Annotated in this window: 22 protein-coding genes; 6 read left to right on the top strand and 16 right to left on the bottom strand. The window is 50.6% G+C overall.

Translation table 11 applies throughout. The features are described from left to right. Nucleotides 1-154: 154 nt before the first annotated feature. Together ACTHPM_RS03755 and ACTHPM_RS03750 are read right to left on the bottom strand one after the other, a co-directional pair. The gene (locus ACTHPM_RS03755) at nucleotides 155-1183 is read right to left on the bottom strand and encodes an ABC transporter permease (RefSeq protein ID WP_440393837.1); all 1029 of its coding nucleotides are present in this window, start codon (nucleotides 1181-1183) and stop codon (nucleotides 155-157) included. Next, complete coding sequence (locus ACTHPM_RS03750; RefSeq protein WP_440395340.1) at nucleotides 1180-1905, bottom strand: ABC transporter ATP-binding protein; 726 nt, start codon at nucleotides 1903-1905, stop codon at nucleotides 1180-1182. Before ACTHPM_RS03750 ends, ACTHPM_RS03755 begins: the two co-directional genes overlap by 4 nt. A gap of 158 nt (nucleotides 1906-2063) precedes the next feature. Here ACTHPM_RS03750 and ACTHPM_RS03745 point away from each other — a divergent pair, with 158 nt between their 5' ends. The 3 genes from ACTHPM_RS03745 (at nucleotide 2064) to ACTHPM_RS03735 (ending at nucleotide 3923) form a co-directional block, all read left to right on the top strand. Then, entirely contained in the window at nucleotides 2064-2702 is a 639-nt protein-coding gene (locus ACTHPM_RS03745) for a TetR/AcrR family transcriptional regulator (protein ID WP_440393836.1), read from the top strand. 30 nt (nucleotides 2703-2732) lie between these two features. Then, the gene (locus ACTHPM_RS03740) at nucleotides 2733-3350 is read left to right on the top strand and encodes a class I SAM-dependent methyltransferase (RefSeq protein WP_440393835.1); all 618 of its coding nucleotides are present in this window, start codon (nucleotides 2733-2735) and stop codon (nucleotides 3348-3350) included. Between the two features lie 141 nt (nucleotides 3351-3491). Further along, nucleotides 3492-3923, top strand: a complete 432-nt coding sequence (locus ACTHPM_RS03735) for an SRPBCC family protein (RefSeq protein WP_440393834.1) — start codon at nucleotides 3492-3494, stop codon at nucleotides 3921-3923. A 67-nt stretch (nucleotides 3924-3990) separates the two neighbouring features. On the opposite strand, the gene rbsB is transcribed toward ACTHPM_RS03735, so the two are convergent. The 8 genes from rbsB to ACTHPM_RS03695 all read right to left on the bottom strand — a co-directional run bounded on the left by rbsB (nucleotide 3991) and on the right by ACTHPM_RS03695 (nucleotide 11634). Then, the gene (gene rbsB, locus ACTHPM_RS03730) at nucleotides 3991-4908 is read right to left on the bottom strand and encodes a ribose ABC transporter substrate-binding protein RbsB (protein ID WP_440393833.1); all 918 of its coding nucleotides are present in this window, start codon (nucleotides 4906-4908) and stop codon (nucleotides 3991-3993) included. Nucleotides 4909-4923: 15 nt separating this feature from the next. Then, nucleotides 4924-5892 (bottom strand): ribose ABC transporter permease RbsC, encoded by a 969-nt coding sequence (rbsC, locus tag ACTHPM_RS03725; protein WP_440393832.1) that lies wholly within the window; start codon nucleotides 5890-5892, stop codon nucleotides 4924-4926. Between the two features lies 1 nt (nucleotide 5893). Further along, complete coding sequence (locus ACTHPM_RS03720; protein WP_440393831.1) at nucleotides 5894-7375, bottom strand: sugar ABC transporter ATP-binding protein; 1482 nt, start codon at nucleotides 7373-7375, stop codon at nucleotides 5894-5896. A 214-nt stretch (nucleotides 7376-7589) separates the two neighbouring features. Further along, nucleotides 7590-7988: a D-ribose pyranase gene (rbsD, locus tag ACTHPM_RS03715; RefSeq protein ID WP_440393830.1), complete on the bottom strand. Its 399-nt coding sequence runs from the start codon at nucleotides 7986-7988 to the stop codon at nucleotides 7590-7592. Next, nucleotides 7988-8866 carry a ribokinase gene (gene rbsK, locus ACTHPM_RS03710; protein WP_440393829.1) on the bottom strand — a complete coding sequence of 293 codons (879 nt, stop codon included), beginning with the start codon at nucleotides 8864-8866 and terminating at the stop codon, nucleotides 7988-7990. The genes rbsD and rbsK overlap by 1 nt, the downstream gene beginning before the upstream one ends. Further along, nucleotides 8859-9848 (bottom strand): LacI family DNA-binding transcriptional regulator, encoded by a 990-nt coding sequence (locus tag ACTHPM_RS03705; protein WP_440393828.1) that lies wholly within the window; start codon nucleotides 9846-9848, stop codon nucleotides 8859-8861. Before ACTHPM_RS03705 ends, rbsK begins: the two co-directional genes overlap by 8 nt. A 195-nt stretch (nucleotides 9849-10043) precedes the next feature. Continuing rightward, on the bottom strand, nucleotides 10044-11108 hold the full coding sequence (locus ACTHPM_RS03700; protein ID WP_440393827.1) for a DUF4179 domain-containing protein: 1065 nt from the start codon (nucleotides 11106-11108) through the stop codon (nucleotides 10044-10046). Continuing rightward, nucleotides 11095-11634, bottom strand: coding sequence for a sigma-70 family RNA polymerase sigma factor (locus ACTHPM_RS03695; RefSeq protein WP_440393826.1), 540 nt, complete (start codon nucleotides 11632-11634; stop codon nucleotides 11095-11097). The genes ACTHPM_RS03700 and ACTHPM_RS03695 overlap by 14 nt, the downstream gene beginning before the upstream one ends. 262 nt (nucleotides 11635-11896) lie before the next feature. On the opposite strand from ACTHPM_RS03695, the gene ACTHPM_RS03690 reads away from it, so the two are divergent. Continuing rightward, nucleotides 11897-12448: a hypothetical protein gene (locus tag ACTHPM_RS03690; RefSeq protein WP_440393825.1), complete on the top strand. Its 552-nt coding sequence runs from the start codon at nucleotides 11897-11899 to the stop codon at nucleotides 12446-12448. Nucleotides 12449-12544: 96 nt separating this feature from the next. Here the strand turns inward: ACTHPM_RS03690 and ACTHPM_RS03685 are convergent, their stop codons facing one another. From ACTHPM_RS03685 to ACTHPM_RS03660, 6 genes are all read right to left on the bottom strand, one after another. Then, complete coding sequence (locus ACTHPM_RS03685) at nucleotides 12545-14164, bottom strand: response regulator transcription factor (protein WP_440393824.1); 1620 nt, start codon at nucleotides 14162-14164, stop codon at nucleotides 12545-12547. Then, entirely contained in the window at nucleotides 14161-15915 is a 1755-nt protein-coding gene (locus tag ACTHPM_RS03680; protein WP_440393823.1) for a sensor histidine kinase, read from the bottom strand. The genes ACTHPM_RS03685 and ACTHPM_RS03680 overlap by 4 nt, the downstream gene beginning before the upstream one ends. Before the next feature lie 215 nt (nucleotides 15916-16130). Then, nucleotides 16131-17483: a sulfatase-like hydrolase/transferase gene (locus ACTHPM_RS03675; RefSeq protein WP_440393822.1), complete on the bottom strand. Its 1353-nt coding sequence runs from the start codon at nucleotides 17481-17483 to the stop codon at nucleotides 16131-16133. Nucleotides 17484-17508: 25 nt separating this feature from the next. Next, entirely contained in the window at nucleotides 17509-18354 is an 846-nt protein-coding gene (locus tag ACTHPM_RS03670; protein WP_440393821.1) for a carbohydrate ABC transporter permease, read from the bottom strand. Nucleotides 18355-18364: 10 nt separating this feature from the next. Next, nucleotides 18365-19255 (bottom strand): carbohydrate ABC transporter permease, encoded by an 891-nt coding sequence (locus ACTHPM_RS03665; protein ID WP_440393820.1) that lies wholly within the window; start codon nucleotides 19253-19255, stop codon nucleotides 18365-18367. Nucleotides 19256-19416: 161 nt separating this feature from the next. Then, nucleotides 19417-20754, bottom strand: a complete 1338-nt coding sequence (locus ACTHPM_RS03660; RefSeq protein WP_440393819.1) for an ABC transporter substrate-binding protein — start codon at nucleotides 20752-20754, stop codon at nucleotides 19417-19419. A gap of 249 nt (nucleotides 20755-21003) precedes the next feature. Here ACTHPM_RS03660 and ACTHPM_RS03655 point away from each other — a divergent pair, with 249 nt between their 5' ends. Both ACTHPM_RS03655 and ACTHPM_RS03650 read left to right on the top strand, forming a co-directional pair. Next, nucleotides 21004-22434 (top strand): AraC family transcriptional regulator, encoded by a 1431-nt coding sequence (locus ACTHPM_RS03655; RefSeq protein ID WP_440393818.1) that lies wholly within the window; start codon nucleotides 21004-21006, stop codon nucleotides 22432-22434. A 225-nt stretch (nucleotides 22435-22659) separates the two neighbouring features. Further along, nucleotides 22660-24855, top strand: a complete 2196-nt coding sequence (locus tag ACTHPM_RS03650; protein ID WP_440421435.1) for an alpha-L-arabinofuranosidase C-terminal domain-containing protein — start codon at nucleotides 22660-22662, stop codon at nucleotides 24853-24855. The last annotated feature ends 83 nt before the right edge of the window (nucleotides 24856-24938 follow it).

Below are 24938 nucleotides of genomic sequence, written 5' to 3'. Positions count from 1 at the left end.
CAAACCAAATCCTATCCATTTATTCACGAAAGAACACCTCCGTTACGCTATCGGTCGTAAGTGCCCGCAGGCTCCGTTAAGCTTCAATATCATAACGTAAGGCATCTTCCTATGGTTACAGACAATTTGGAAAGAACCGTCGTAATCCCGCTTGTCACAGCTTCCGGTATTTTTTGAGCGCCAGGATGTTAAGAAAGATAAAGAGTGCAGCAAAGACCATGAGGACCGCCAGATCCCATGCGATAGCATTCCATCCAAGTCCTTGATACATCACGCTTTTGAGGGCGTCGGCCCCGTAATATAGCGGCATGACTCTCGCTATGGCCTGCACCCATGCCGCCATATGATCCAGCGGAAGGATTCCCGCGAAAAAGATCTGCGGAATAACGACGATCGGTATGAACTGGACCATCTGGAATTCGGATGCGGCAAAGGTCGACAGCAGGACGCCCAGCGAGAGAGCCACGAGAGCCAACAAAACGTTGACCAACAACACGTATCCGAGAGATCCCTGCAGATCGATGCCCAAAACCAAGGTTGAATAGAGTACGACGATCACCGTTTGAAGCAAAGCAAAAATGCCATAACCCGCAAGGTAGCCGGTAATCACCTCTCCCCTCCGCACAGGAGTGGACATCAGGCGCTCCAATGTTCCGGTTGTTCGTTCCCGCAGCAGCCCGATGCCAGAAATGAGGAACACGAAGAAAAAGACGAAGAATCCGATCAATATCGGGCTGAGCGTGTCAAAAAAGGTCGTGTCGGCGTTGCCGTACACATAGTCCGTCGTGATCGCGAGTCTGGGTGAATCTGCCGTCATGCCTGCAGCCGCTTGGCTGATCGCCATTTGCAGCGCTTTGGACTGGGACGGGTCGCTGTTCTTCAGAATCAAATGGAGCGCACTGCCTTTCATTTCGATCAATGCATCCAGCTTTTCCTTCACGAGGATGTCCCCGTCTGCATGGTCGTAGACAGCCACCTTCATGCCCTTTTGCTTCAGCATTTCCTGGATGGCAGGATTTATGTTCACAGTGCCTATTCTCGCGCCGGATGCGCTGCCCGCGTGGTTGAACAAATAATACATGAGCGACAAAACCAGCAAGGGGGCGAGGAATAGCAGCGCCAGCGTGCGTTTGTCTCGCAGCAGCTGCTGAACGATTCTCAGGATTAGCGCGCGGATTCTCATGCGTTATTCCCTCCCGCCCGCACAAATACTTCTTCCAGATTCGCAGCTTCATACTGCTTCCGCAGCTGTTCTGGTGTCCCGCTCGTTATGATGCGCCCTTCGCGCACCATGGCCAGTTCATCGCATTTGTCCGCCTCATCCATGACATGCGTCGTAACGATGATCGTTTTCTGCTCGGAAGTCTTGAGCCGGATCAGCTCAGCCCATATGGACTGCCTCAGCTCCGGATCAATGCCTACAGTCGGTTCATCCAGTATCAGGATCGGCGGGTTATGGATCAGGGCAATGGCCAGCGACAATCTTCGTTTCATCCCGCCCGAATATGCCGACACCTTCTTGGATAATTCATTCGTCAGGTTGACCAGCCCTGCCGCGTAGCCGATCCGCTGCTTTTGCTCCGTCCTCCCCATCCGGAACATGGAGGCAAAAAACTTAAGATTTTCTTCTCCGGTAAGTTCATTGTACAGCGCGTCCGACTGAGCCATGTAGCCGATTCTCTGGAGCATGCCGAGATCGGGCATGGTCGTATTCATCACTTCCACCAGCCCCTCGTCTGGCGCTTCCATGCCAACGAGCATTTTGACGAGCGTCGTTTTTCCCGCGCCGGAAGGACCAATGAGTCCGTAAATTCGGCTTTTTTCGATGTTGAGATTGACATTCGTTAGTACTGCCTTTTTGCTGAAGCTCTTGCTGACCTGCTGTACGTTGATGATCGTCTCCACGAGCATCACCTCCACAAGATAATGAACACTTCGTTGATTATCTTTCATAGCTTTATTATAATGGTTACCAACCTTACCCTACAATGAACAGAATCGCGGATTGTGCTCATTTACGAAGGTATGAGCAGAAATCAGTTCGTGAAGAAGGAGTTTTCCCGATGGATCAAGCTTCCGACCGCCGCGTCATCCGCACGAAAGCCGTTATTCGCGACTCGTTGACGGCGCTGATCGAAGAAAAAGGCTTCGAAGCCCTGACGGTTAAGGATATTACAAGCCGTGCCGGAATTAACCGAGGAACGTTTTATTTGCATTATCAGGATAAATACGATCTGCTGCGCCGGAGCGAGCAGGAACTGATCGAAGGATTGGTCTCCATCATCCGTACTGTTCAGCCGTTTCAGCCGGATGTAATGCTCTCCCCGGATCGCCCCGTGCCACAAATCGTCGAGGTATTCGAATACATGAGCCAGCATGCCGATTTCTTGAAAACAATCCTTGGTCCCAAGGGTGACCCTGCTTTCCACCCCCTGCTAAAATCCATGATGTGGGAATATTTATTTGAGAAGAAAGTAGCTTCTTTCATCAAAAAGGAAAACATACAGGTTCCTCCGGAGTATCTCATATCTTACATTGCCTCTGCGCATTTCGGCATTATTCAGGAGTGGTTAATGCGGGGACGACGGGAATCACCGGAGGAAATCGCGCTGATCATGACGAAATTAACGCTGAGGGGACCCATGTACGCTGCCGGCGTATTCAAGCAGATGGAGATGATGCGAGATGAAGATCAGCAATAAGACTTATAAATACACGAAGGAGAAATCCCGATGAATAAAAGGTCTCTGATCCGAAAATTTGATAAGCAATCCGCTAGATATGAAGAAAGCACGCGCAAACGCATGCTTGGCTCATGGAGAAGCCGGTTGCTGGGAGACGTACACGGGGAGGTCTTGGAGATCGCCGTCGGTGCCGGGGCTAACTTTCCATATTATAATATGGATCGGGTTCGCCTGACGGCGGCGGATTTCAGTCCGATGATGCTGCAGCGCGCAAGCCGGATAGCGGATGAGCTGGGCATCCAGGTACAGTTTATCGAGAGCGATATCGAGACCCTGGATTTCCCGGATCATTCCTTCGACAGCGTGGTCTCTACCCTCTCTCTGTGTGGTTACGACGATCCGGTTCGCGTGCTCAGCAGCATTCGCCGATGGGTTAAACCGGGAGGCCGGGTATATCTGCTTGAACATGGACTTGGTAGCAATATACTGCTTAAATCCGCCCAGTATGTTGCGAACCCGTTTGCTCGGCAAATGTCAGGCTGCAACTGGAACCGAAATATTATACAAATTGTGAATCAGTCCGGTCTTCGGATTCAGCGGATGGAGCGATATTGGAGCGGAATGATGTATTTGATTTGGGCAGAGTCCGTGCAGGCTGCAAAATAAAGCGATTATTTGCTATCGCTCGGGATTCTAAGGATATATTGTCACCTGCATTCACGTCTGTTAATATCTGATATATCTACCTTTGATCCGGCATGATGGGGCTAATTAGAAGATTCGATACCCTGAGGAGCGATGATGATTATGTCCACAAGTATATCCAGCATTCGGATTCATTCGGCCCCGTCCCAAGTATGGGCGGCCTTGACCGAGCCCGAACTTGTGAAGCAATGGCAGTATGGAAGTATTCTCCTTACTGATTGGCAGGTTGGCAGCGAAATCCGCTTTCGAAATGAGTGGGAAGGACAGACCTTCGAGCAGTGGGGCAGCGTCCTGGAGTACACCCCTTATACCTCATTGAAGTATTCGTTATTCGCGCCACGGCCCGGCTTGGAAGACCAACCCGAAAACTATTTCATCATGAGCTATATCTTAACGGACGAAAGTGGCAGTACGCTGCTTCGTATTGAACAGCAGGATAACAGGCCGGGCTCAAGCGCAGAGGTAACCGAATCAAGCGATGAAGAAGGACAATCCGTTCTGCAGCTGCTCAAAAATCTCGTCGAGACGTCCTGAACCGAAGACAACTTACATACAGCAAAAGACCCCCAACTCTTGTTGGAGGTCTTTTGCTGTTATGCTTCTATTCCTTCGTTACCAGCTTCAGCGGTGCAGGAATCAATTTTTCAACCGTCTTGCCCTGCAGGACATCATACGCCGCTTGAACGGCCATTTGTCCGATCAGATCCGGCTGCTGTGCCACGGTGGCGGTCAGCTTACCTTCCTTGATCGATTTCAGGGCATCTTCGTTGCCGTCAAAACCGATGACCGGGATGTCCTTGCCGGAGCTCTTAATCGCTTCGATGGCACCAAGGGCCATTTCGTCGTTATGAGCAAACACGGCTTGCACGTTCGGATTCGCCTGAAGCAGGTTCTCCATGACGTTCAGTCCCTTCGTGCGGTCGAAGTCGGCGGTTTGCTTGGCAATGACCTTCAATTCCTTATCCGCTACATCATGGAAGCCTTTGCCGCGTTCCCGTGTAGCCGAAGCACCTGCCACACCTTCAAGCTCGACGACCTTCGCATTTTTGCCGAGAATTTTCTCGATATATTCGGCAGCCATCTTGCCGCCTTTGACGTTATCCGATGCAACGAGTGCCTTAACATCCCCTTTATCCGCCGAACGGTCCAGGGTAATGACCGGAATGCCAAGATTGTTCGCCGACTGCACGACGGTGGAGATGGCAGCGGAATCGGTCGGGTTAATCAAGAGTGCATTAACGCCTTTTTGCATCAAGTCATCCACGTCATTGCTTTGTTTGGCCGAGTCGTTCTGCGCGTCAACCACAATCGTTTCAATGCCGTGCTTCTTCGCTTCGGCTACAACGCCGTCCTTCAAAGACACGAAGAATGGGTTGTTCAAGGTGGAGATGGACAAGCCGATTTTCATATTTTTAATGTCGCCGCCGGTTTTAGGCTTCGCCCAGCTTGGCGGTTCCAGGGAACATCCCGTCGTTAAAATGAGCAGAAGTGCTGCCAGTAAGAACGTTAGCTTTTTCATCAATGTCTCTCTCCCTTATGCGGATTTCTTCCGGTCAATCAGTACGGCGATCAGAATAACGATACCTTTGACAACCATCTGATAGAAGGAAGATACGCCGAGCAAGTTCAGTCCGTTGTTCAAAGTACCGATGATGAGCGCACCGATTAAGGTACCCACGATGCGTCCGCGGCCGCCGGAGAGGCTAGTACCGCCCAAGACAACCGCTGCGATGGCATCGAGCTCATAAGACGTGCCTGCGGTTGGCTGCGCCGAATTCAGACGGGATGTCAGAATGGCGCCGGCCAAAGCGGACAATAGACCTGCGAGTCCGTAAATCATGATTTTAACGCGGGATACTTTAATGCCGGAAACGATGGCCGCTTTTTCGTTGCCGCCGATCGCGTAGGTTTTGCGTCCAAAGGATGTTTTGTGCAGTACCACCCACAGAATCGCGAAGGTAATAATCATCGTAATAGCCGGAACCGGAATCCCCAGCTCATAACCGCGGCCGAACAACTGGAACGTCATGCTGTCGCCGAGTCCGGTAATCGGATTACCGTTGGTATATACGAGTGTCAATCCTCTGAAAATCGTCATTGTAGCCAAGGTGGCGATAAAAGGCGCCATTTTGCCGGTGGTGATCAAAAGTCCGTTAATCATACCCATGACGCCGCCCAGCAAACAGCCAATAATGATGGCGAGGATCGGATCAAAGCCGGCAACCATCATGTTGGCGACAAATGCACTGGACAATGCCAGAATGGAGCCGACCGACAAATCGATGCCTCCGGTCAAAATGACAAAGGTCATGCCGAACGCGATCAAAGCGTTAATCGATACCTGCCGGAGCAGGTTCAGAATGTTAAGCGGTTCCAAGAAGCTTGGATTCAGAACCGATACAATAATAATCAGAATAATCAGACCGAGGAGCGGTCCTAACTTTTGTGTGATGGTCGACATTTGAAAGCCCTTGGAAGTTTTTGCTTCATTCATCGTTGTCATATTACTGTCCCCCTGTTGCCAGCGTCATTATTTTTTCCTGCGTCGCTTCTTCTTTATTTAATTCGCCTGTAATCCGGCCTTCGTGAACGACTACGATGCGGTCGCTCATGCCGAGCACTTCCGGCAATTCGGAGGATACCATGATGATGGCAACCCCGTGGCCCGTCAGTTCATTCATCAGCTGATAAATTTCACGCTTGGCACCCACATCCACGCCTCGGGTCGGTTCATCCAGGATAAGAAGCTTCGGACCGATGCCAACCCATTTGGCAATGACGACCTTCTGCTGGTTACCGCCGGACAGATTGCCTGCCGCCGTTTCGGACGAATGCGTCTTGATATGCAGCCGCTTGATGAGCGCATCGACGAATATCTTCTCTTTCTGCGAGGAAATGATCCCTTTGGAAGTAAAGCCGCTTAAGCTTGGCAGCACCATATTGTCCCGAACGGAGAAGTCCAGAATCAAGCCCTCGTCCTTCCGGTCTTCCGTGATGAATCCGATTCCAAGCTTCACCGCGTCAACCGGTTTACGGATGTCTGCCTTTTTACCAAAGACGCGAATGTCGCCGCTGTCCAGATGGTCAAGTCCGAACAAAGCCCTCATGATCTCCGTGCGCCCCGAGCCCATCAGGCCCGAGAAGCCTACGATTTCGCCTGCACGCACCTGGAAGGATATATCCTCGAACAATCCTTTTCGTGATGCATGAGCTACCTCCAGCACCACCTCGCCTGGTTCCGGCATTCTGGCTGGATATCGCTCCGTCAATTCCCGGCCAACCATTTTCTTGACCACTTCATCGAAATTGGTGTGCGGGATTTCTTTGGTGTCTACCGTCCGGCCATCCCTCATCACGGTGATCCGGTCGCATATCGTGAATATTTCTTCCATGCGGTGTGAAATATACACGATGGATACGCCTTCTTTTTTCAAGGAAGCAATGACTTCGAACAGCTTTTCGATTTCCCTTTCGGTCAGAGCGGATGTCGGTTCATCCATAATAATGACCTTCGTATCCGTCAACAGCGCTTTCGCAATCTCGATCATCTGCTGCTGGCCGACCGAGCATTGCCCGGCTTCCACGTTCAGCGGGATATCGACGGACAAACGCTTGAACTGCTCCTTCGCGAGCGACTTCATTTCCTTCATTCTCAGTAGCCCGAAGCCCGAAGACATCTCCCTGCCGATGAACAGGTTCTCCAGCACGGTCATGTCCGGCCATACATTCAATTCCTGATGGATAAAAGCGATGCCTTGTCGCTCCGCTTCCTTCGGATTGGCAAAATACGTTTCTTTCCCGTCAACGAGAATGGTTCCCTCATCCCGGGCATGCAGCCCGGTTAGAATATTCATCAATGTGGACTTCCCTGCTCCGTTCTCGCCCATGAGGGCATGAACTTCGCCTTCGCGCAGATCAAAGTCCACGCCGGACAAAACCTGGTTCGCGCCGAAGGCTTTGTGGATTCCATTCATTTGAATGTGCATTGGTTCTTCCCCTCCAAACAGTTTTGCGGAGCATTGCTTCTATGAGATACTTCGCAGCAAAATCTGACTTCGTAAGCACTGCTTAGTTTTGCGGAGCATCGCTTCTATGAGATGCTTCGCAGCAAAATCTGACTTCGTAAGCACTGCTTAGTTTTGCGGAGCATTGCTTCTATGAGATACTTCGCAGCAAAATCTGACTTCGTAAGCGGATGCTTTAACCAAAATAGACGCCAGCCTGCAAAATAACGTTTGCATAAGGTTTGGCTTCGCCTGTCCGGATGACGGCTTTCGCTTGCTGTGTAAGCTGCTTGAACCGTTCATGCGGACATGCCTCCAAGGTGCATCCCTGAAACTTGTTTTGTATAAAATGATGGGCTTCCGGGTTATCGGAGCGGATTTCCTCGGCAATGACAACCTTCTCAATCTCCATGTCAGCCGCAACCGCATTGATCGTTTCTTCGAAGCTCGGCGACCCGAGCGTCAGTGCCAGGTCAATTTTCTTCACGCCATCGGGAATGGGGAGTCCCACGTCCGCGATGACGATCGTATCGGTATGGCCCAAATCGGCCAATACTTTGGATATATGGCTGTTCAGCATCCCTTGTTTTTTCATTACATCTGCGCCTCCACTTCATCCCGCTTTGGCATGCCGCCCTGTGCGCCAAACTTCGTCACGGACAAAGATGCGGCCCGGTTGGCAAAGCGGACGCTGTCGAAGATCGGCTTGCCTTCAGCCAATGCCACGGCAAATGCAGCGTTGAACGTGTCGCCCGCTCCTGTCGTATCCACTGCTTCCACCTTGTAGGATGGCACAAGCACTTCTTTCTCACCATCAAAATAACGTACGCCCTTGCTGCCTTCGGTAATGAACAGCTTGTTCGGGTATTTGCGCAGCGCTTCCGAAACGCTCAAATCGGAGAACAGAATTTCCGCCTCGTGCTCGTTCGGCGTGATGTAGGCCGCATTTTCAATGACTTCTTCCTCCAGCGGCCGCGCCGGAGCCGGATTCAGCAGCAGCGGAATTTGCTTTTCTTTGCAAATTCGGCTGACATGAGTGACGGTCTCCACAGGAATCTCCTGCTGGATCATGACCATGTCTGCACCGCTTAGCGCATCGATGGATTTGTCGATATATGCCGGTGTTACTTCATTATTGGCTGCTTTGATGACGACGATACTATTATCGCCTTCCGCCAATGTGATGTGAGCGGTTCCGCTTTCCATATGTGTAACCGGTTCCACATAGCTTGTGGAAACTTGATTGAATTTGAAGTTGTTCAATATAGCTTCTCCAAAATGATCGTCCCCTACGCGACCGATCATTACTACCTCAGCACCAAGACGCGCTGCGGCAACCGCCTGGTTTGCTCCTTTGCCTCCGGGCACCGTCTTGAAGCTGTCGCCGAGAACCGTTTCACCGGCTCCCGGACGCTTGGTAGACGTCACCACAAGATCGATTGAAGAGCTTCCTACCACAATAATTTTAGCCATGCTGCTCCACCTTCCTCGTCGTATCCCGCTCCGTAAAGGTCACGGGCATCTGTATCGTATTATTATCTATGTTATCGTTCTCAATCAATGAAACAAGCAGCCGTGCCGCTGCTCTACCCATATCGTACGCAGGCTGCCGGATCGTCGTCAGGGACGGCGTCAGCAAGCTGCTGAGTGGAATATCGTCAAAACCGATGATCTGCACATCCTCCGGTACATTCTTACCGAGCCTGAGCGCTTCATGAAGAACGGCTGTGGCGACTATGTCGTTGCTGGCAATGACGCCGTCCGTGAACGGATGCTGCTCGAACAATTCCTTTGCCCATGTTCCTGCCTCCGTAAAGGAAAAGGATGACGTCATGATCACATTGAATGGGATTCCCTGATCGCTAAGGACATCCACCGCACCCTGATAGCGGTCCTGGGCCGGGCGGATATGCTTCGGTCCCTGCATAACCGTGATCTGCTTACTACCGCGGGCAATCATTTCCTGTGCGGCGATTTTGCCGCCTTCGCGGCCGTCCGCATAAACCGAGGGGCGGTTATCCGCCGTCCGGTCCAGGAACACCACCGGAATGTTCAGTTTCCGGTATGTATCGGTATCCGGGTGATTCGTGGAGGCGATGACCCCTACCACGTTATTTTGCACGAAGGTTTGTATATATTCTTTTTCCTTTTTCATATTCTCGTCACTGTTGCCGAATACAATACGAAAATCATTCTCCTGCATTTCATCCTCTACCCCGCGAGCCAGCTCGGGAAAGAAGGGGTTCGTGATGTCCGGCAGCAGCAGGCCAATCAGCTTTGATTTGCGTTTGTAAAGGGATCTTGCGACCTCATTGGGCGTATAATGCAGCTCCTTGATAGCGATTTCAACCTTCCTGCGGGTATCTTCATGGACATAGCCTGTCTCGTTGATGACCCGGGAAACCGTTGCTACCGAAACGCCAGCATGCTTCGCCACATCTCTAATGGTTGCCATATCTGATCTCTCCTCAATGTGGAACCGGTTACACATTTAAAATACCACAATCCTTCCTTTTTGACAACAGCGCTTACAAGGTTTTTTAAAAGTTATTTTATGGAAGGAACGAATAAAGCCGCTCGTAACGCTCGTCACGGCGGCTTCTCCTCATACTGCATCGTTAAATGAGCTTTGCTCACACCCGACAATGATTTACTTCACGGGATAGGTCATCTCAAGTTCAGGTATGAAGGTTTTTTTGTCGTTTTTGAAATCATCGATATATGGCTTGATTGTAATGGATGTCGGAATTTTGGGGAAAGGTTCCAAATCCGTGGTCATGGCCATAAAATCCTTTCCTTTGATCTTGATGCCAAAAGATGATCCCGTGCTCTCCACCTGATGGCCATCCTGATCCACGAGCAAGTAACCGAATCTAGTATTATCATCGCCTGTTTTTCTGAATCCGTTATCCTCATGCATAGTCAGCCTTGTCATGACGGGCGTAAACTCGATGCTCTCCAGGCCGATTCGGTATTTCCCCCATTCTTTAGCCGGATCGTCGGAGATAAACACTTTACTCGCGGTTTCATTCTTCTTCACGGGAATATCGAAGAGAAAAACATCATTCGGCATGCCAACCAATCCGATTTTGAGGTTCAGCGTGAATTCGTCCGGGAAGTTGTATCTCGTTCCGTCCTTGGAGCTGTATTCGGCATGGCTAATTGTCACGATCGTCGCGGAAGGCGCATCATCTCGACCCCAATTTTTCAATGGGCCACGCGACATCCTCATATCCACCTCTTCGCCGTTGACCTTCCCGCTCATGCTAAAGTCCCGGTTATTGAATTGATGATCGGATGTATCCTCTTCCAATACGAAATAGATGCTTGATCCCGAGTAGACCAGCTTTGTGATCCGAATGGTGACCCCGTTCTTCGTAACGCTTTGGTTGATGTCTTCCAGCATGCCCTTTTCTTCCGCTGTCTGCAGCCCCAGATGATGTGTAAGCTTGAACAGTTCCTGCAGAATAGGTACCTCTTTCAAGGAATTGGCCATGGTCGGAGAAACAAAGGCAGAACCCAATATAACAAGACCCAGCATAAATGCGGCGGCTGCCATGCCCCAGGCCATATTCTTTTTGCTGCGACGCTTCATGGGGATGCTTCGCAATTGTCTGAATGCTTCGTTCATTTTGTGCTCCACGATTTCCGGCACCTCATCGGCGGAAGTCCAAGCGGCCTGTTTCAGCTTCGTTTCCATGTCATTGGGATTCATGAGAAACCATCCTTTCCGGCGAATCACCGAGAATATGCATCAGCTGCTGCCGAGCCCGAAATAAGCGCCCCTTCACGGCGCCTTCCTTGATACCGAGCACCTCGCCGACACTGCGCATCGATAAATCCTGAAAATAAAACAGGTTCACGACCAGGCGAAGGGGCTCATCCAGCTGCTCGACTGCTTCCCTGATCGCGAACGCATCGTAACTGTTTTCGATCTTTTGTTTCGCAATTTGATCCACATCCGCCACCGGCACCACTCTCGCTTTGTTTCGAAGCAGCTGGTTGCACTCGTTCACCAGAATCCGATAAATCCAGCTCTGAAAATATTCGGGTTTCCTAAGCGTATGCAGCGATTTATATGCCTTGAGTATCGTCTCCTGAATCGCATCTGCACAATCTTCGTTGCTGCGGAGTATTGAAAAAGCCAAACCGTACATTTTTGCCTTCATGCCAAGCACGATTCGGATGAATGCTTCTTGATCCCCTTTCCGGGCCTTTTTTACTTCTTGTTTGATATCCACACGTCACGGTCTCCTTTATCTATGATCCATCACCGGTTTGGAATGCATAAGGATTAGATGAAGCTCGAGCGCAAAAGGTTATGCCTTTTTGAAAATCGCAATATTTCTTACTCCCCAGCTGACGGAAAGGATGGATGTTTTCATCAAATATTGGAAGGATTACTCATAACATCTATGATCTGACAAGCGTTTATTAAAGTATACAACGAATGACAGAGCAGATAATGCATGTAAGCAAAACTAGATTAAAGAGGTGTCCTTTTTGTCCAAATACGCTGGCATGATCGCGATCGGCTTCATTTCCATTCACTTGCTGCTGGCAGGCTGCAGCTCCAAAGACCCTGTGTATACAAATGTCGGGAAGCCCGTTAACAATACCCGTATGGTCATCACGGAAAAAGGACTCAAATGGGATATGGATCCGTCGGCCCCCTCCTTCGAAGAAACCATTGAGGATTTTCCGTTCGAGGTCAAACAGATTAAACTTCCCTTTCCTCCTACCAGTACTGCCGCAAGCGTAATCGAAGCTCCATTCGATATGATTCAGCTTACCTACGCCAGTCTGGATATGGGGCGCCAGCTGATTCTGGTGGAGAGCAATCCCGGAGATGATTCCACGCCAAAGGGCAAAGCCGGTCCCAGGCTTAAAAACGGAGAAGAGACATGGATTCAGAGCGATTCAAAGTCCAGCGCACTTACCTGGAGGCATGAAGGGATCACATACCTGCTCATTTCCAACCAGGTTAAAGACAAACAGTTCGTTCCTCTGTATACACCGGATGAGCTCGTTCAGGTTGCGGATACCCTTTACTAAATCATTGGATGGCGGCTAGCGTCCCAGATTGACACATCCCGAATGCACAAAAAAACGGCGTGCAATATGAACTCATTTGCACGCCGCTTCCGATGATCAGCTTCCGCTTTCAGCCGAGCTTTTATATTCGCCCGGCGTCATGCCGGTAACTTTTTTGAACACCTTTGTGAAATAACTTGCATTGGGATAGCCCACCTGTTCGGCAAGGATGCTCATCCGCTTGCCGGCAAGGATCATTTCCTTGGCCCGATCGATGCGAATCTGGGTTAAATAGTCGTTAAAGCTCGTTCCGACTTCCTTTTTGAAGAGCTCGCTTAAATAGGTTTTGTTCAAATGGACCTGCTCGGCAATCTGGGACAGGGAGATATCATCCGCATAAGCGCTTTGGATCAGCTGGAGCGATTTGGTGACGGGCTCGCTGTACGGCTGCATGGAGGCGGCGGATTCTTTCAATAGGTTGTCGGCTTTGGCGGTGAGCCAATCCTTAATTTCCTGAAACGTGTCCATCCTTCTGATTTCTTCATGTGGTGCGCCGGCGTCCAATCGGGCCTTCTTCTGATTGATCCCGACGCGTCCCAGCTGATGCTGCAAAAAATAAATCATTCCCAGCGCCTGTGATTTGACTTCCTTGGCAGACAGCAGCTGCCGGGCCCCGATCGATTTCAGCCCGCTTTGGATCGCCTCGCCGACTCCTGCGTAATCCCTGCGTTCTATCGCTGCCGTACACTCGGATAGATTAAATCCTTCTTCTTTGCCCCGTGTGCTTTGAGCCATTTCCTCGTGCCAGGCAATGACCCGCTTGCCGTAGAATCTTTTCTCCTGAAGCGCCGAGACGGCCTCCGTCAGTTGTTTTCCCATCCGGCTCATATCGCTGTAGGATAGACTGATTCCGATTGAGACGGATAATCCCAAGTAATCGGACAGATGGCTGCTAATCCGATGCACGAATTGATACGTCGATTCCCGTAGGGACTTATTCCCGCTCTGCCGGGTATTGAATACGGCCACATATACGTTCTCCTCTGCCAGAAAGCTGCATCCGCTCCCTGCCTCATACTGCAGCGTCTCGTCCAGGATGTTGATGACGGCAAGATTCAACAGCTCCCTGGTACGTATTTTTCCCGTATGGAGGATTTGGGGATATTCGTCAACACTGATCGCAAGCAGGATGAGATGTTTATTGTGCAGAGAAAAGCCCAGAAATTCTTTTTCGGCTTCGAGCCGCTCCGCTGCCGCGGCGTCCCCCTCCATCAATTTTTTGAAATAAAGTGCCCTCAGCTCGTATTGATTTTGATTCAGCTTGCTCTTAATCACCTGCACCTCATGATTTCGCTTTTGCTCCATTTCCAGATCGCGTTGGATTTTGAGGATCACCTCCCTGAGGCTGTCCACGGTCACCTCTGCCTTAAGAACATAGTCGCTCGCCCCCGATTTCAGAGCTTCCGATGCGAACGAGAACTCGCCATAGGCGCTGAGGATCAAGGTTCGAATGGACGGAAACTCCCTCTTCAGTTGTTTTATCAGCGTAATGCCGTCCATGACGGGCATTTTGATATCCGTAAACACGATATCCACGGCTTCGTTTCTGCAGGCTTCCAAAGCGTCCTGTCCATTGCTGCAAATACCTGCGATTTCGATTTCCAGCCCCGTTTTGCGGATCAGCATTTCAAACCAGCGGCATATTTGTATTTCATCGTCGACAATGAGAATGTTCATGGTTGTTTAAGATCCTCCGCTTTCATGAATAGGGGCAGCCAAAGGCAAATGCTCGTTCCGCCCAGCGAGTTTCTGTAAATGGACATCCCGTAGCTCGCGCCAAAATGAAGCTGAATTCGTTGTTTGATATTGCTGAGTCCCGTCCCATTGGCGGAATGGAACACTTCATCTGTTATATCTGTTCCCTCTTGGCCCTGTATCGCCGGGAACCCCACTCCGTCATCCGATACTTCGAATACGATGATCTCCCCGGAAAGCCGGCCCCTGATCCAGATTCGTCCCGGACCGTCTTTGGGCTCAATGCCATGAAACACGGCATTCTCCACCAAAGGCTGCAGCAGCAGCTTGAGGGTCAGATAATGTCCAATGCTCTCGTCAATTTCGAACTCCACGCTCAGTTTTTCGTTCTGTCTGGCTTTTTGGATCAGCACGTAATTTTTCAGGTTTTCGATCTCTTCCACGATCGGGATATATTCCCTTTCATCCGACAGCGTCTTCTTGAGCAGCTTCACGAGTGCGACGATCGTGTCGTCCACCTTATCCGTGGACTGCGTCATGAGCATGTACCGGATCGATGCCAGTGTGTTATATAAAAAGTGCGTATTGATTTGCGACTGCAGCGCTTTGAATTCGGTGTTCCGTTTCATGACCTGCTCCCGAAGCAGGCTGTCGCGAAGCTCCTCTATTTTCCCGATCATGCGGTTGAACTTGCGCGAAAGCTCGCCGATCTCATCCTCCCGCTCCACTTCCGAACGCTCGCTGAAATCGCCCATTTCCACCTTTTTCATGCTTGTATAGAGCTTTTTGATGGGAACCGAGAAACGCCGCGCGATAAAATAAGACACCGCAATGGATACGAGCAGAACGAGGAAAAAGGCCATGATATTGAGCAGCTGCGTTTTGTAGATATTGCCGAGCAGCTGGTCGAGCGGCGTGAACGCAACGATGCTCCATCCCGTCTGGTCGACAGGCTTGAACGTAACCAGCGTCTTACGGCCGCCCACGTCCGCGGTAAAATGGTTGCTCGCGCCGGAGCGGATCTGCTTGTAATAGCCGGTTCCGCTGATATCCATGTCGATCAGGGACTTGTCGGCTGCGGAGATGATCCGGCCTTTGTTATCTACGAGGTAGAAGTTTTCGTAATCCTTAAGCGCCTGACTGTATTGTTTGAACAGAAAGCTTTCATTGACGTTAATAAACAACAGACCCACGTTCTTATCGGTTTCGAAATCCTTCAGCACTCTGACAGCGGATATGTAAGGCTCATTGTTAACCGTGGGCAGCAGCATAGGCGAAGGATTGGACACCCACAGGATTTTGCCTTTCTGCTGCAGCACCTCCCGGTACCACGGCTCCTGCTTGAATGCATCCAGCCCGATTTTGGAGCCGTCATAGAACGTATGCAGCTCGAATCCGTTGAACCCGAAGATGGATGTATTGTATTCCAGCCATGTATTGGAATATTTGAAATTGATGATCGTTTTGATCATGAACTGCTTTTTCGCCCAGTCCTCATAAGGTCCCAGCGCAGGTTGGAGCAGTATCGAATGCAGGTCGTCGTTGGAGAAATAAATATTCGAAATCGCCCCCAGGTCGGCGGCCATGATGTTCAATTTCTCAGAAATCAGTCCCAGCGTATTCAGGTTCGACGCATAGGCCTGATCCTCAATCGTATGCTTGGAAATGGCAAAAGACACATAGCCGAACAATCCCAGCGGAATCACTGCAAGACACAGCAAAGCTATGAACATTTTCCGTCCCATGGTGCTTCGTTTCAGTCGCAATGGCTTGAGCAAGGATCATCCCGTCTTTCTATATCAATTGAACTAAAGAAAGGGAAAGCATTTCACCTGTATTACGGATGTAATCCGAAGAAGCAGGGCTTCACTTCAGTTCAATTTTTATTACTTACAGTGCTTGAAATGAAGCAGCAAACTTAACCTATTGTAGCATAAGCGTCAGCGGACTAGGATAGCGCTTCCTTCCTATTCACCCGGCGCTGTCCGCCAGGCAGAACAGGCGCATCGGCAATAGCAGGCTCCTTCTCCCCGGCCTCCTTCATCCGTCGCAGCAGACGTTCCTTCATAATATCGGCCGTTTCCCGGTGCGACGAAAGACCGATGAGGTTGGTCAGCTCATACGGGTCGGCTTCCAAATCGTAAAGATAGGCTTCCTCGTAGGAGTCCGATCCGGGAACGGTAAAGCCATCCTTCCCTTTGGCCGTTACGCCGTATTTCCAGCGCCGCGTACGAACGGCCCGGCCCACTTCGGATTCGCTGATCTGGACGAACACCTCTTCCGGCCAGTCAGCCTCGGTTCCATTCAAAAGGCGGAGAACGGATTTTCCCTGCATATGATCCGGAATATCGATTCCCGCGGCGTCCAGCAGCGTCGGCGGCAGGTCGATTAAACTGACGAGCTCCTGCACCTGGCGCCCTCCCATGAAGCCGGGTCCGGTGATTGCAGTCGGCACGCGGATGGAAGCATCGTGGCCGCTTCGCTTGTATTCCCCGTTGCGCGTCTTGAAATGACAGCCGTGATCGGACGTGAACAGAACAACCGTATTTTCATCAAGATCGAGCGATTTCAGAGTATCCAGAACGCGTCCGAACGCTTCATCAAGCCTCTTGACCATTCCGTAATATCCGCCGATATGCTGGTGGGCGGTTCCTCCCAGCGCAGCCAGATCAGGCGGTAACCACCCTCCCGTATACATCTCCCTATATCCGTCCGGAGCAGGGTAGTCGTCCAGGTGATTCTGGTGATGTGGCTCCAGGTAGGACACGAACAGGAAGAACGGATCTTCCTTATGGTTGTCAATGTACCGTATCGCCGCGTCGGTCATGGCATCCACGCGGTACCCTGGCAGGGAAACCGGTTCATTGTCATTATTGTACAGCACCGTGTGATAGGCATCCGAAGTAAATTCAAGGATGTTGGCCGCAAGCCATTCTTCATACGACCCGCGGCTTGCGCTTGGCACTGGTTCTTCCTCGGCGAGATGCCATTTGCCGATATAACCCGTCTGATATCCTTCCTCGCGGAAGTAATGGGCAAGCGTTTTGGCATCCTCCGGCAAAGGAATTCCGTTGGCGAAACAGCCGGTATCCGTGGCATAACGTCCCGTTTGCAGGCATGAACGCGCAGGTCCGCAGACGGGCTGGCAAGTAAAGGAGCGCGTGAAGTGAGTGCCTCGCATCGCCATCCGGTCGAAATTCGGCATCAACCGCATGGGATTTCCGTGAAGTCCCGAGGTATCCCAGCGCTGCTGGTCCGTAAAAAACACAATGACGTTGGGTCGTTTGGATTTCGTATTCATGGTCTTTTCCTCCGTTCGTGTTCTTTTATTCCTTGACTCCGCCTGCCGTCAGGCCCTCCACCATGTAGCGCTGCAGGAACATGAAGACGAGAAGCAGCGGGAAGGTTGCGGCTGCAGCCGCTGCAGTGGCACCCGACCAGTTGTAAGCCTGTTCCCCTAGAAAGGATAAGGACAGACCGGGACTGAGCGTTCTTTTGTCCATGTCGCTGACAAGCGTCAAACCGAACAAAAAGTCGTCCCAGGACATCAGAAACGTATATACCGCAATAGCCATAATGCCCGGTTTGGACAAAGGCACGATAATGCGGAACAGCGTCCTGAAGCGGGAGGCGCCGTCGATTTCGGCAGCTTCCTCCAGCTCCCGGGAGATGCCGTTAAAAAACGTACGCATCAGCATAATGCTGAACGGCAAAGCCATCGTCGTCGAAGCCAGAATCAGCACGAACAAGGTATTGAGCAGATGCAGCGCCTGGTATTGACGGTACAGGCCGATCACAAGCGTCACGGTCGGAAACATCTGTGCCGACAGAAAAATCAGCGTGATCAGGTTGCTCCCCCGGAACTTGAAGCGGGAAAGCGCGTATCCGGCGAAGATCGATACGATAATGCACAGGATCGTTGAGCCGAGCGCAACGATCGCCGTATTTTTGTAAAAGGTCAAAAACACGCTCGATTGGAGAATTTCAGCGTAACTGTTCCAGGTGACTTTCGATGGCCACCAGTGGATCGGCAGCTGCATCAGATCACTGTTAGCCTGCAGCGACGTGACGACGATCCAGTATACCGGAAACAGGAATAGGACCAGCAGGATAAGAAGAAGAAAATACGTAAGCCCTTCCTTTTTGAATAACAGATGACGTGCGATATTCATGGTGACCCTCCTAATGATCGGTATTACGATTCATGATCCGCGTATAGACTAGCGAAAAGCCGAATAACAGCAGCAGCCAAATGACGCCGATCGCGGAGCCTCTGCTCAGGTCATAACGGGAAAAGGCAGTTTCATACGTCAAAATGGCAAGCGAAGTCGTGGAGCCTGCCGGACCGCCGCCGGTCAGGGTGAAGAAGAGCGTGAACATTTGAAAGTTGTTGACCACCATGATGAGCGACACACTCGTGATCACCGGTTTCAGAAGTGGAAGGGTCACGCCGGTAAACAGGCGCCAGCCGCTTGCCCCGTCAATTTTGGCCGCTTCGTACAGGCTGACGGAAATGCTCTGCAAACCTGCAAGCAGCATGACGCAAACCAATGGCGTTTGACGAAATACGGCAACGATCACGATCGAGAACAAGGCCCAATCGGAGCTGGTCAGCCAGTTGATATTTTCCGAAGATAATCCCAGGCCTTTCACGACGGCATTCAAAACCCCGTAATCCGGCTGGTAGATCCACATGAATACCAATGCCGTTACAATGGTCGGAATAGCCCACGGAATCATGATCAAGCTGCGGAATACGGCTCTGAAACGGACGTTTCTGTTCAGAAGCATAGCCATCAATAGGCCCAGTACCAGATCCGTAATAACCGCGCATACAACATAAAGCAGCGTAATTCTTAAAGAATGATAGAATTCCGGCGAAGCAAGAATATCGGCATAATGCCTAAAGTTATTGAACTTATTCTCCTGATTCAGGAGCGTGTAATCGGTAAAGCTTAAAAATATGGAGCTGATCAGCGGACTTATGATGGTCAGACCCATCAGTATGATCGCTGGCAGCAGCAGTAAGATCGCGAAAATAATATTGCTTTGCTGGCGCTTTAATCCGAACACTTCTTCACCACCCAGTGTCTCAATTTTGTCTGTACGGATCGATCCACAACCCAGTTAAAAAAGGAGACAGCAGACTCCACTGTCTCCCTTCTATTTCACGGATTGCCGGGATGCTAGCCTTCCGCTTATTTATATAATTCCTTTTACTTATACAATTCTATTTACTTATACAATTCTTTTATTTTCGGCATCACAGTCGTGATCGCTTCTTCCGGGCTTTTGCCGCCGTCAGTCACAAGCACGATCATGTCGGAGGATTCCTTCATGGCGTTATCGAACTTCGGATTGGCTGCAGGAAGCGGGGATGCCGTCTTCATCTGCTCGTTGAATACCTTGGCATAATCGTCCTCATTCATTTCGGGCAGGGAAGCAATGGATTTGCGCGCCGACATGGTACCGTTCAACTTGTGGTAGATGACCATGGCATCCTTGGATACCAGATACTTCACGAATTCGGCTGCCGCTTCTTTCTTCTCCGAGTTCTTCGCGATCAGCAGCTGATGCTCGGTAAACACAGTTTCGCTTCGACCGCTTTTGCCCACCGGCATGACGGTGACTCCCCACTCCTTATCGAAGGCTTCGCCTTTACCGCTCATCGTTCTGAAGTTCGTTCGTCCGAAATCCCCGTCAACCAGCATGCCGAGCGTTCCATTGGCGAACATGCCTCGCAGATCTTTGTAATCGGCCCCTTTAGGCGAAATTTTGTTGTTGATGATTTCCTGATAATAAGAAAGGGCGTCCTTCAGGCCCGTACCTTGGTCATAAACGACAGCGCCTTTGTCATCCACGAAATATCCGCCGAACGAAAGGGTCGTCCGCAGCAGCATATTGCCGCTGAAGGAGTTGGATGCCGAACCTTCGCCGATGCCGTAGATCGGGTTGCCCTTCTCGCTCTTGCCAAGGGCTGCGATCGCCTTCGCTGCGGCAACCATCTCATCCCAGGTAGCCGGTGCCTTCTCCGGGTCGAGTCCCGCTTGTTTGAACAAGGTCTTGTTCCAGAACAATGCGTTCGGATGCGGTGCCCACGGCATGGCCATGACTTTGCCGTCGTATGTAACGCCTGCTTTGCTACCTTCCACGATATCGTCAACCACATCTGTGCCAAGCAGCGTTTCAAGCGGTTCGGAAATGCCTGCTCCGACGAAGGCAGCCGTGAAGTTCTGATTCGCCATCGTCACGTCCGGCGGATTGCCGCCTGCGGAATTCACCAGCACTTGGTCCTTGAACTGGTTGAACGGGATGCCCAAAGATTTCACCTTGATGCCCGGATGTTTCGATTCGAAATCCTCGATCAGCTTTGCGTAAGCTTCCTTGGTCGCATCTTCGACGGAAATCCAGTTGGCGAATGTAATTTCAACCTGCTTCTTCGTTTCCGCCCCGGTTCCTCCAGAAGCCGTCGATGCTTTGGTATCTTCCTTGCTTCCCCCGCCGCATGCTGCCAATGATGCAGCGAGGCTGAGGGCAGCCGTTCCAGCCGCTAGCCTTTTGAACAAATTCATTGTTTAACCCACCTTTTATCAAAGTTCGCTAAGTTTCATTCGACTTCGCTTGCCTTCATTATAAGAAAATTAATTTTGATCTTATGGCTATATCGTCGGGTCTTTTTGTCATATTTTCGGATAATCGGCAATAAAGCTGAATAGCTGATCCAGCATCCTTTATACTCTTAAAAACGATGCATAGATCCGACGATTGGCGATGGCAGGCTTGTTAGCGATCGTGGATCAGCGGCAAAAGGAGTCACAATGATGAAGGAGTACGAGCATGAATTTGTCCAGCATTGGCTGTTAAGTCCTACGCTTTTAGAGAAGCAGGGCGGACTCTGGTTTGTCCGCGCGGGTATGAATCAGGCTAAATCCAATTATGCTGTTCCTTCGCGTTTTTTGACGTATTACAGCCTTCATTTCGTCCTGTCTGGAACAGGCACGGTGAGATACGGGGACACGGACTATCCCGTCTCCAAGGGGGACCTGTTCTGCCTCTTTCCGCAGCAGCTGCATGCCTACGAGACGGAACGCAGCGACACGCTCAGCATGTTCTGGATTTCCTTCGAAGGTCCTCAAGCCCAAGCCTTATTGAATTATGCCGGACTATCCCGTTCACGCCCTCTTCTGTACGGTTCAATCGATAACCGCGTCCTTGATATCGTTCAAACGATGTGCGGCAAGCTGGAGACAAGCACGATCGAAAAGGGCATGTCCATCATGGGTGATTTTTATAACCTGATCGATCATCTGAGAGCCTCTATTCCAATTACCGAGTCTCTTGCTCTTCAGCGGCATTGGCTTCAGGAAAGCATTGATTTTATCAATGTCCATTTTGCCAAAATTACCGTTCAGGAAGCTGCTGATCATGCGGGGAAAAACCGTTCCTATTTCACCACCGCCTTTACCGAAGCCCTATCCATCAGCCCCAAAAAATATTTGAATAAAATCAAAATGCAGCATGCCGCTTCGCTTTTGAAAGATACCACGCTCACGCTGGGTGATATCTCTTCATCGCTTGGATTTGAAGATGTATATTCCTTCTCCAAAGCTTTCAAATCCTTCTTCCGATACTCTCCTTCCGAATACCGAAAATCGCAGCTGCAAGCAGAACCCAGCAACGCCCGCCTGAAGCCTTTTCCGAAAGAGGGCTATGTCGTCATGTTTGAACATTTTGATGACCAACACCTGGAAGAGACCCCTGAACATTTTGACCTTTTCGGGGAAAGCGTCAGCGTCCTGCAAGCTCCGGATCTGGTCGGCAATGCGATGTGCTTGCGAACGACCGGCACGAGCGTAACCTTTGCCGAAAGAAGCTTTTCTTCCGTCACGGGGACCTTTCGGCTTCAATTAAGGCTTAGGCCCGGGCAGGTTCAGGCAGCCATCGGCGTGCATCTGCTGGATGCCTTCAACCGTTATGTAGGTAGGGTCAGTCTGAACAACTCGGGCACCCTTTCCTATACATATCAATCGACATGGACTCGAACTGGAATCCAATATGCAGAAAACACCTGGAATACGATCGAACTCGAAGCCGATCTGGACCTCAAATTGTTCAACCTCAGCTTTAACAAGAAGCTGGTGGCAGAAAACGCCCGTCTGGAACCCTCCCCCTCCTCACTTACTAAAATCCGGATCAGCATGCAGGGTGTCGGTGAACTCTATGCAGACGATATCAAATTAATAAAATTTTAAATCCGTACAAGACGAAATAACGACATCCGGCATCCAACAAATGAACATTTTCAGCAGTGAAAGACGAATGCTAATATGCAAATAAGTAAGCGCTTGCAAATTTAGTGAAAAGGGTGAACGCATATTAAACCATTCTTTAAGCTCGCCGCTTTGACCGCCGCTTCGATTCTATGCATACCACTCACTGCGCCAACAGCTGTGTTAGCCGCTGATCCGCCCGTATCCGTGAATATTCAAATGAATGAGGTTATCCATACGGCGGATGCGAAAATTTACGGAGCCAATAACCGGTTCGTGAATGACGGTTACGGCATGTGGGACCCCGCTGCCAAGCAGGTATTCCAAAACTTCGACGCGTTATACAGGCAGGTTGGCTTTGGATCGATTCGTTATCCTGCAGGCACGGCCGCGAACCTGTTCGATTGGAAGCGAACGATCGGACCGGTGGAGCAACGAAAAAAGGTAATCCATGGCCTGCCGAATTCAAGCCCGGGCCTGGAAGTGAATTTCGGGGTGGATGAAGCGGCGGGTCAAGCCGAGGCAACCGGCTCCTCCCTTATTTACATGTACAATGTGGGCAATGGAAGTGCGGCCGATGCAGCCGATCTGGTGGAGTATCTCAATGCAGCGGCGGGCACGAATCCAAACGGCGGAATCGCCTGGGCCGACGTCCGGGCGCTAAACGGGCACCCCGAACCTTATCATGTGGGCGCATTCGAAATTGGCAACGAGTTATATCTGGAAGCCCAAAGATATTGGACAGCCGGCAGCGGCGAGGGTACTTACCAGCAGAAATACGCTAACGGGGGCGAAGTATCCTTTACGAAGCAAAACGTGGTCATGGACGAGGATTGGAGAGCCTCCGCCGCATTAAGCGACGGCGCGGCGAATCAGGTCAAAACGATCCGTTACGTACCGCTTAAAGCCCAATCCGTGTCCTTGTACGTTGAAGATGTGCTTTGGAACGAAGTCAACGACCTGAATGGCCAAGGTTCCGCCAATGTCTACCTACTGGACGACTCGACAGGACAAATCACCTTCGGAAACGGGATCAACGGAAACATACCACCGATTGGAGCCAAAATTACAGCCAGCTATACCGCCATCAAAGACGGTTTCAAGGATTACGTCGCGGCGATGAAGGCGGTAGATCCGAACGTAAAAGTATACTCGTGCCTGCATGACCAAGCTTTCTTCAATGCCATGGGTTCCTTCGCGTATGACGGAGTCGCCTTTCACGCCTATGGCTCCAATAACGGCAAGGATTCGATGGAAGCCTATCATGACGGCATCATGCTTACCGCACAAAACCAAGTCAACGGCGTAAACAACATGGTCAATAAAATGAAATCCATGAACAACAACATGGATGTCGTTGTGACCGAATACGGGATTGCGGGTTTATCCTCGCAATATAAAGGCTACTTGAACTCAACCGGCCAGGCGCTGTACGTTGCCAAAATGTTAATGGGTTTGTCCAAACTAGACGTTTCTTACGCCAACAAGCATACCCTGATCGATACGATTGGATCCCGCGACTCCGTCGGTGTCGGCGAACAAGCCGTGATCCAGCGTTATGTTGACGGAAACGGACAACTACAGGACTTTGTTCTGTCTCCGGTTGCGCTTACGATGGAATTGTTCAACAAAAACTTCGGAAGAAACATCCTGCAAACCGACGTAATGAACAATCCGGCCATGAATGGCAATCCAACGGTGAAGAAGCTTGACATCCTCTCTTCCAAGGATAATCAAGGAAACGTCCATCTGATGGTAGCCAATACGGATCGTCTCGACGATGTCCATGCTGTCATTTCCCTCAGCGGCATGGGTATTGACGGCAGCGTCCAGGCATCAACCCTCGCAAGCCCGGAATTCAATTCTCGCAACACACTGCAAAGTCCAGACAATGTCCGAATCGAGACGACCCAGGTTACGGATTTCCAGGGAGGAACGACATTGGCTTATACATTCCCGAAACATTCGCTTACAGTGTTGAAAATGAAACCAGCGGGGGAGTCATCAGCGTATTCTTTTATCCGGCATAAGAGCAGCAATAATCGTCTTCATGCCCTAACGGGGACGGCTGACGAAGTCAACCTCGATGCTCAGGCTGAAGATGCCAGCGTACAGTGGAAATTCGTGGACGCGGGCTCAGGCTGGGTATACATCGAACAAAAAGGCACGGGCAAGCGACTGCACGCCAGCACCGCTCAAAACTGGAATGTGACCCTCGTCGATGGCCAATTCACCGGCGACAACGTGAAATGGAAACTCACCGATGTCGACGGTACTTGGAAATATATGGATCACAAAGCATCCGGTAAGCGACTTCACGCCAGTCAGACCCAGTCATGGGAAATTACATTGGCAGACCGTCAGTTTACGGGAGATAACGTAAAGTGGAAGGTAGAGCCATAGGATAACGCAAAAAGACAAGGAGGATCGGGAATGAACCGATCTCATCCTTGTCTTGATTCATTTATCGGGCTCACTATGACTTT

The organism is Paenibacillus sp. SAFN-054, from assembly GCF_051966755.1.
Classification (GTDB): Bacteria; Bacillota; Bacilli; order Paenibacillales; family Paenibacillaceae; genus Paenibacillus_AQ.
The sequence above is the reverse complement of the archived record's forward strand: the minus strand, read 5'-3'. Positions and strand labels throughout refer to the sequence as shown.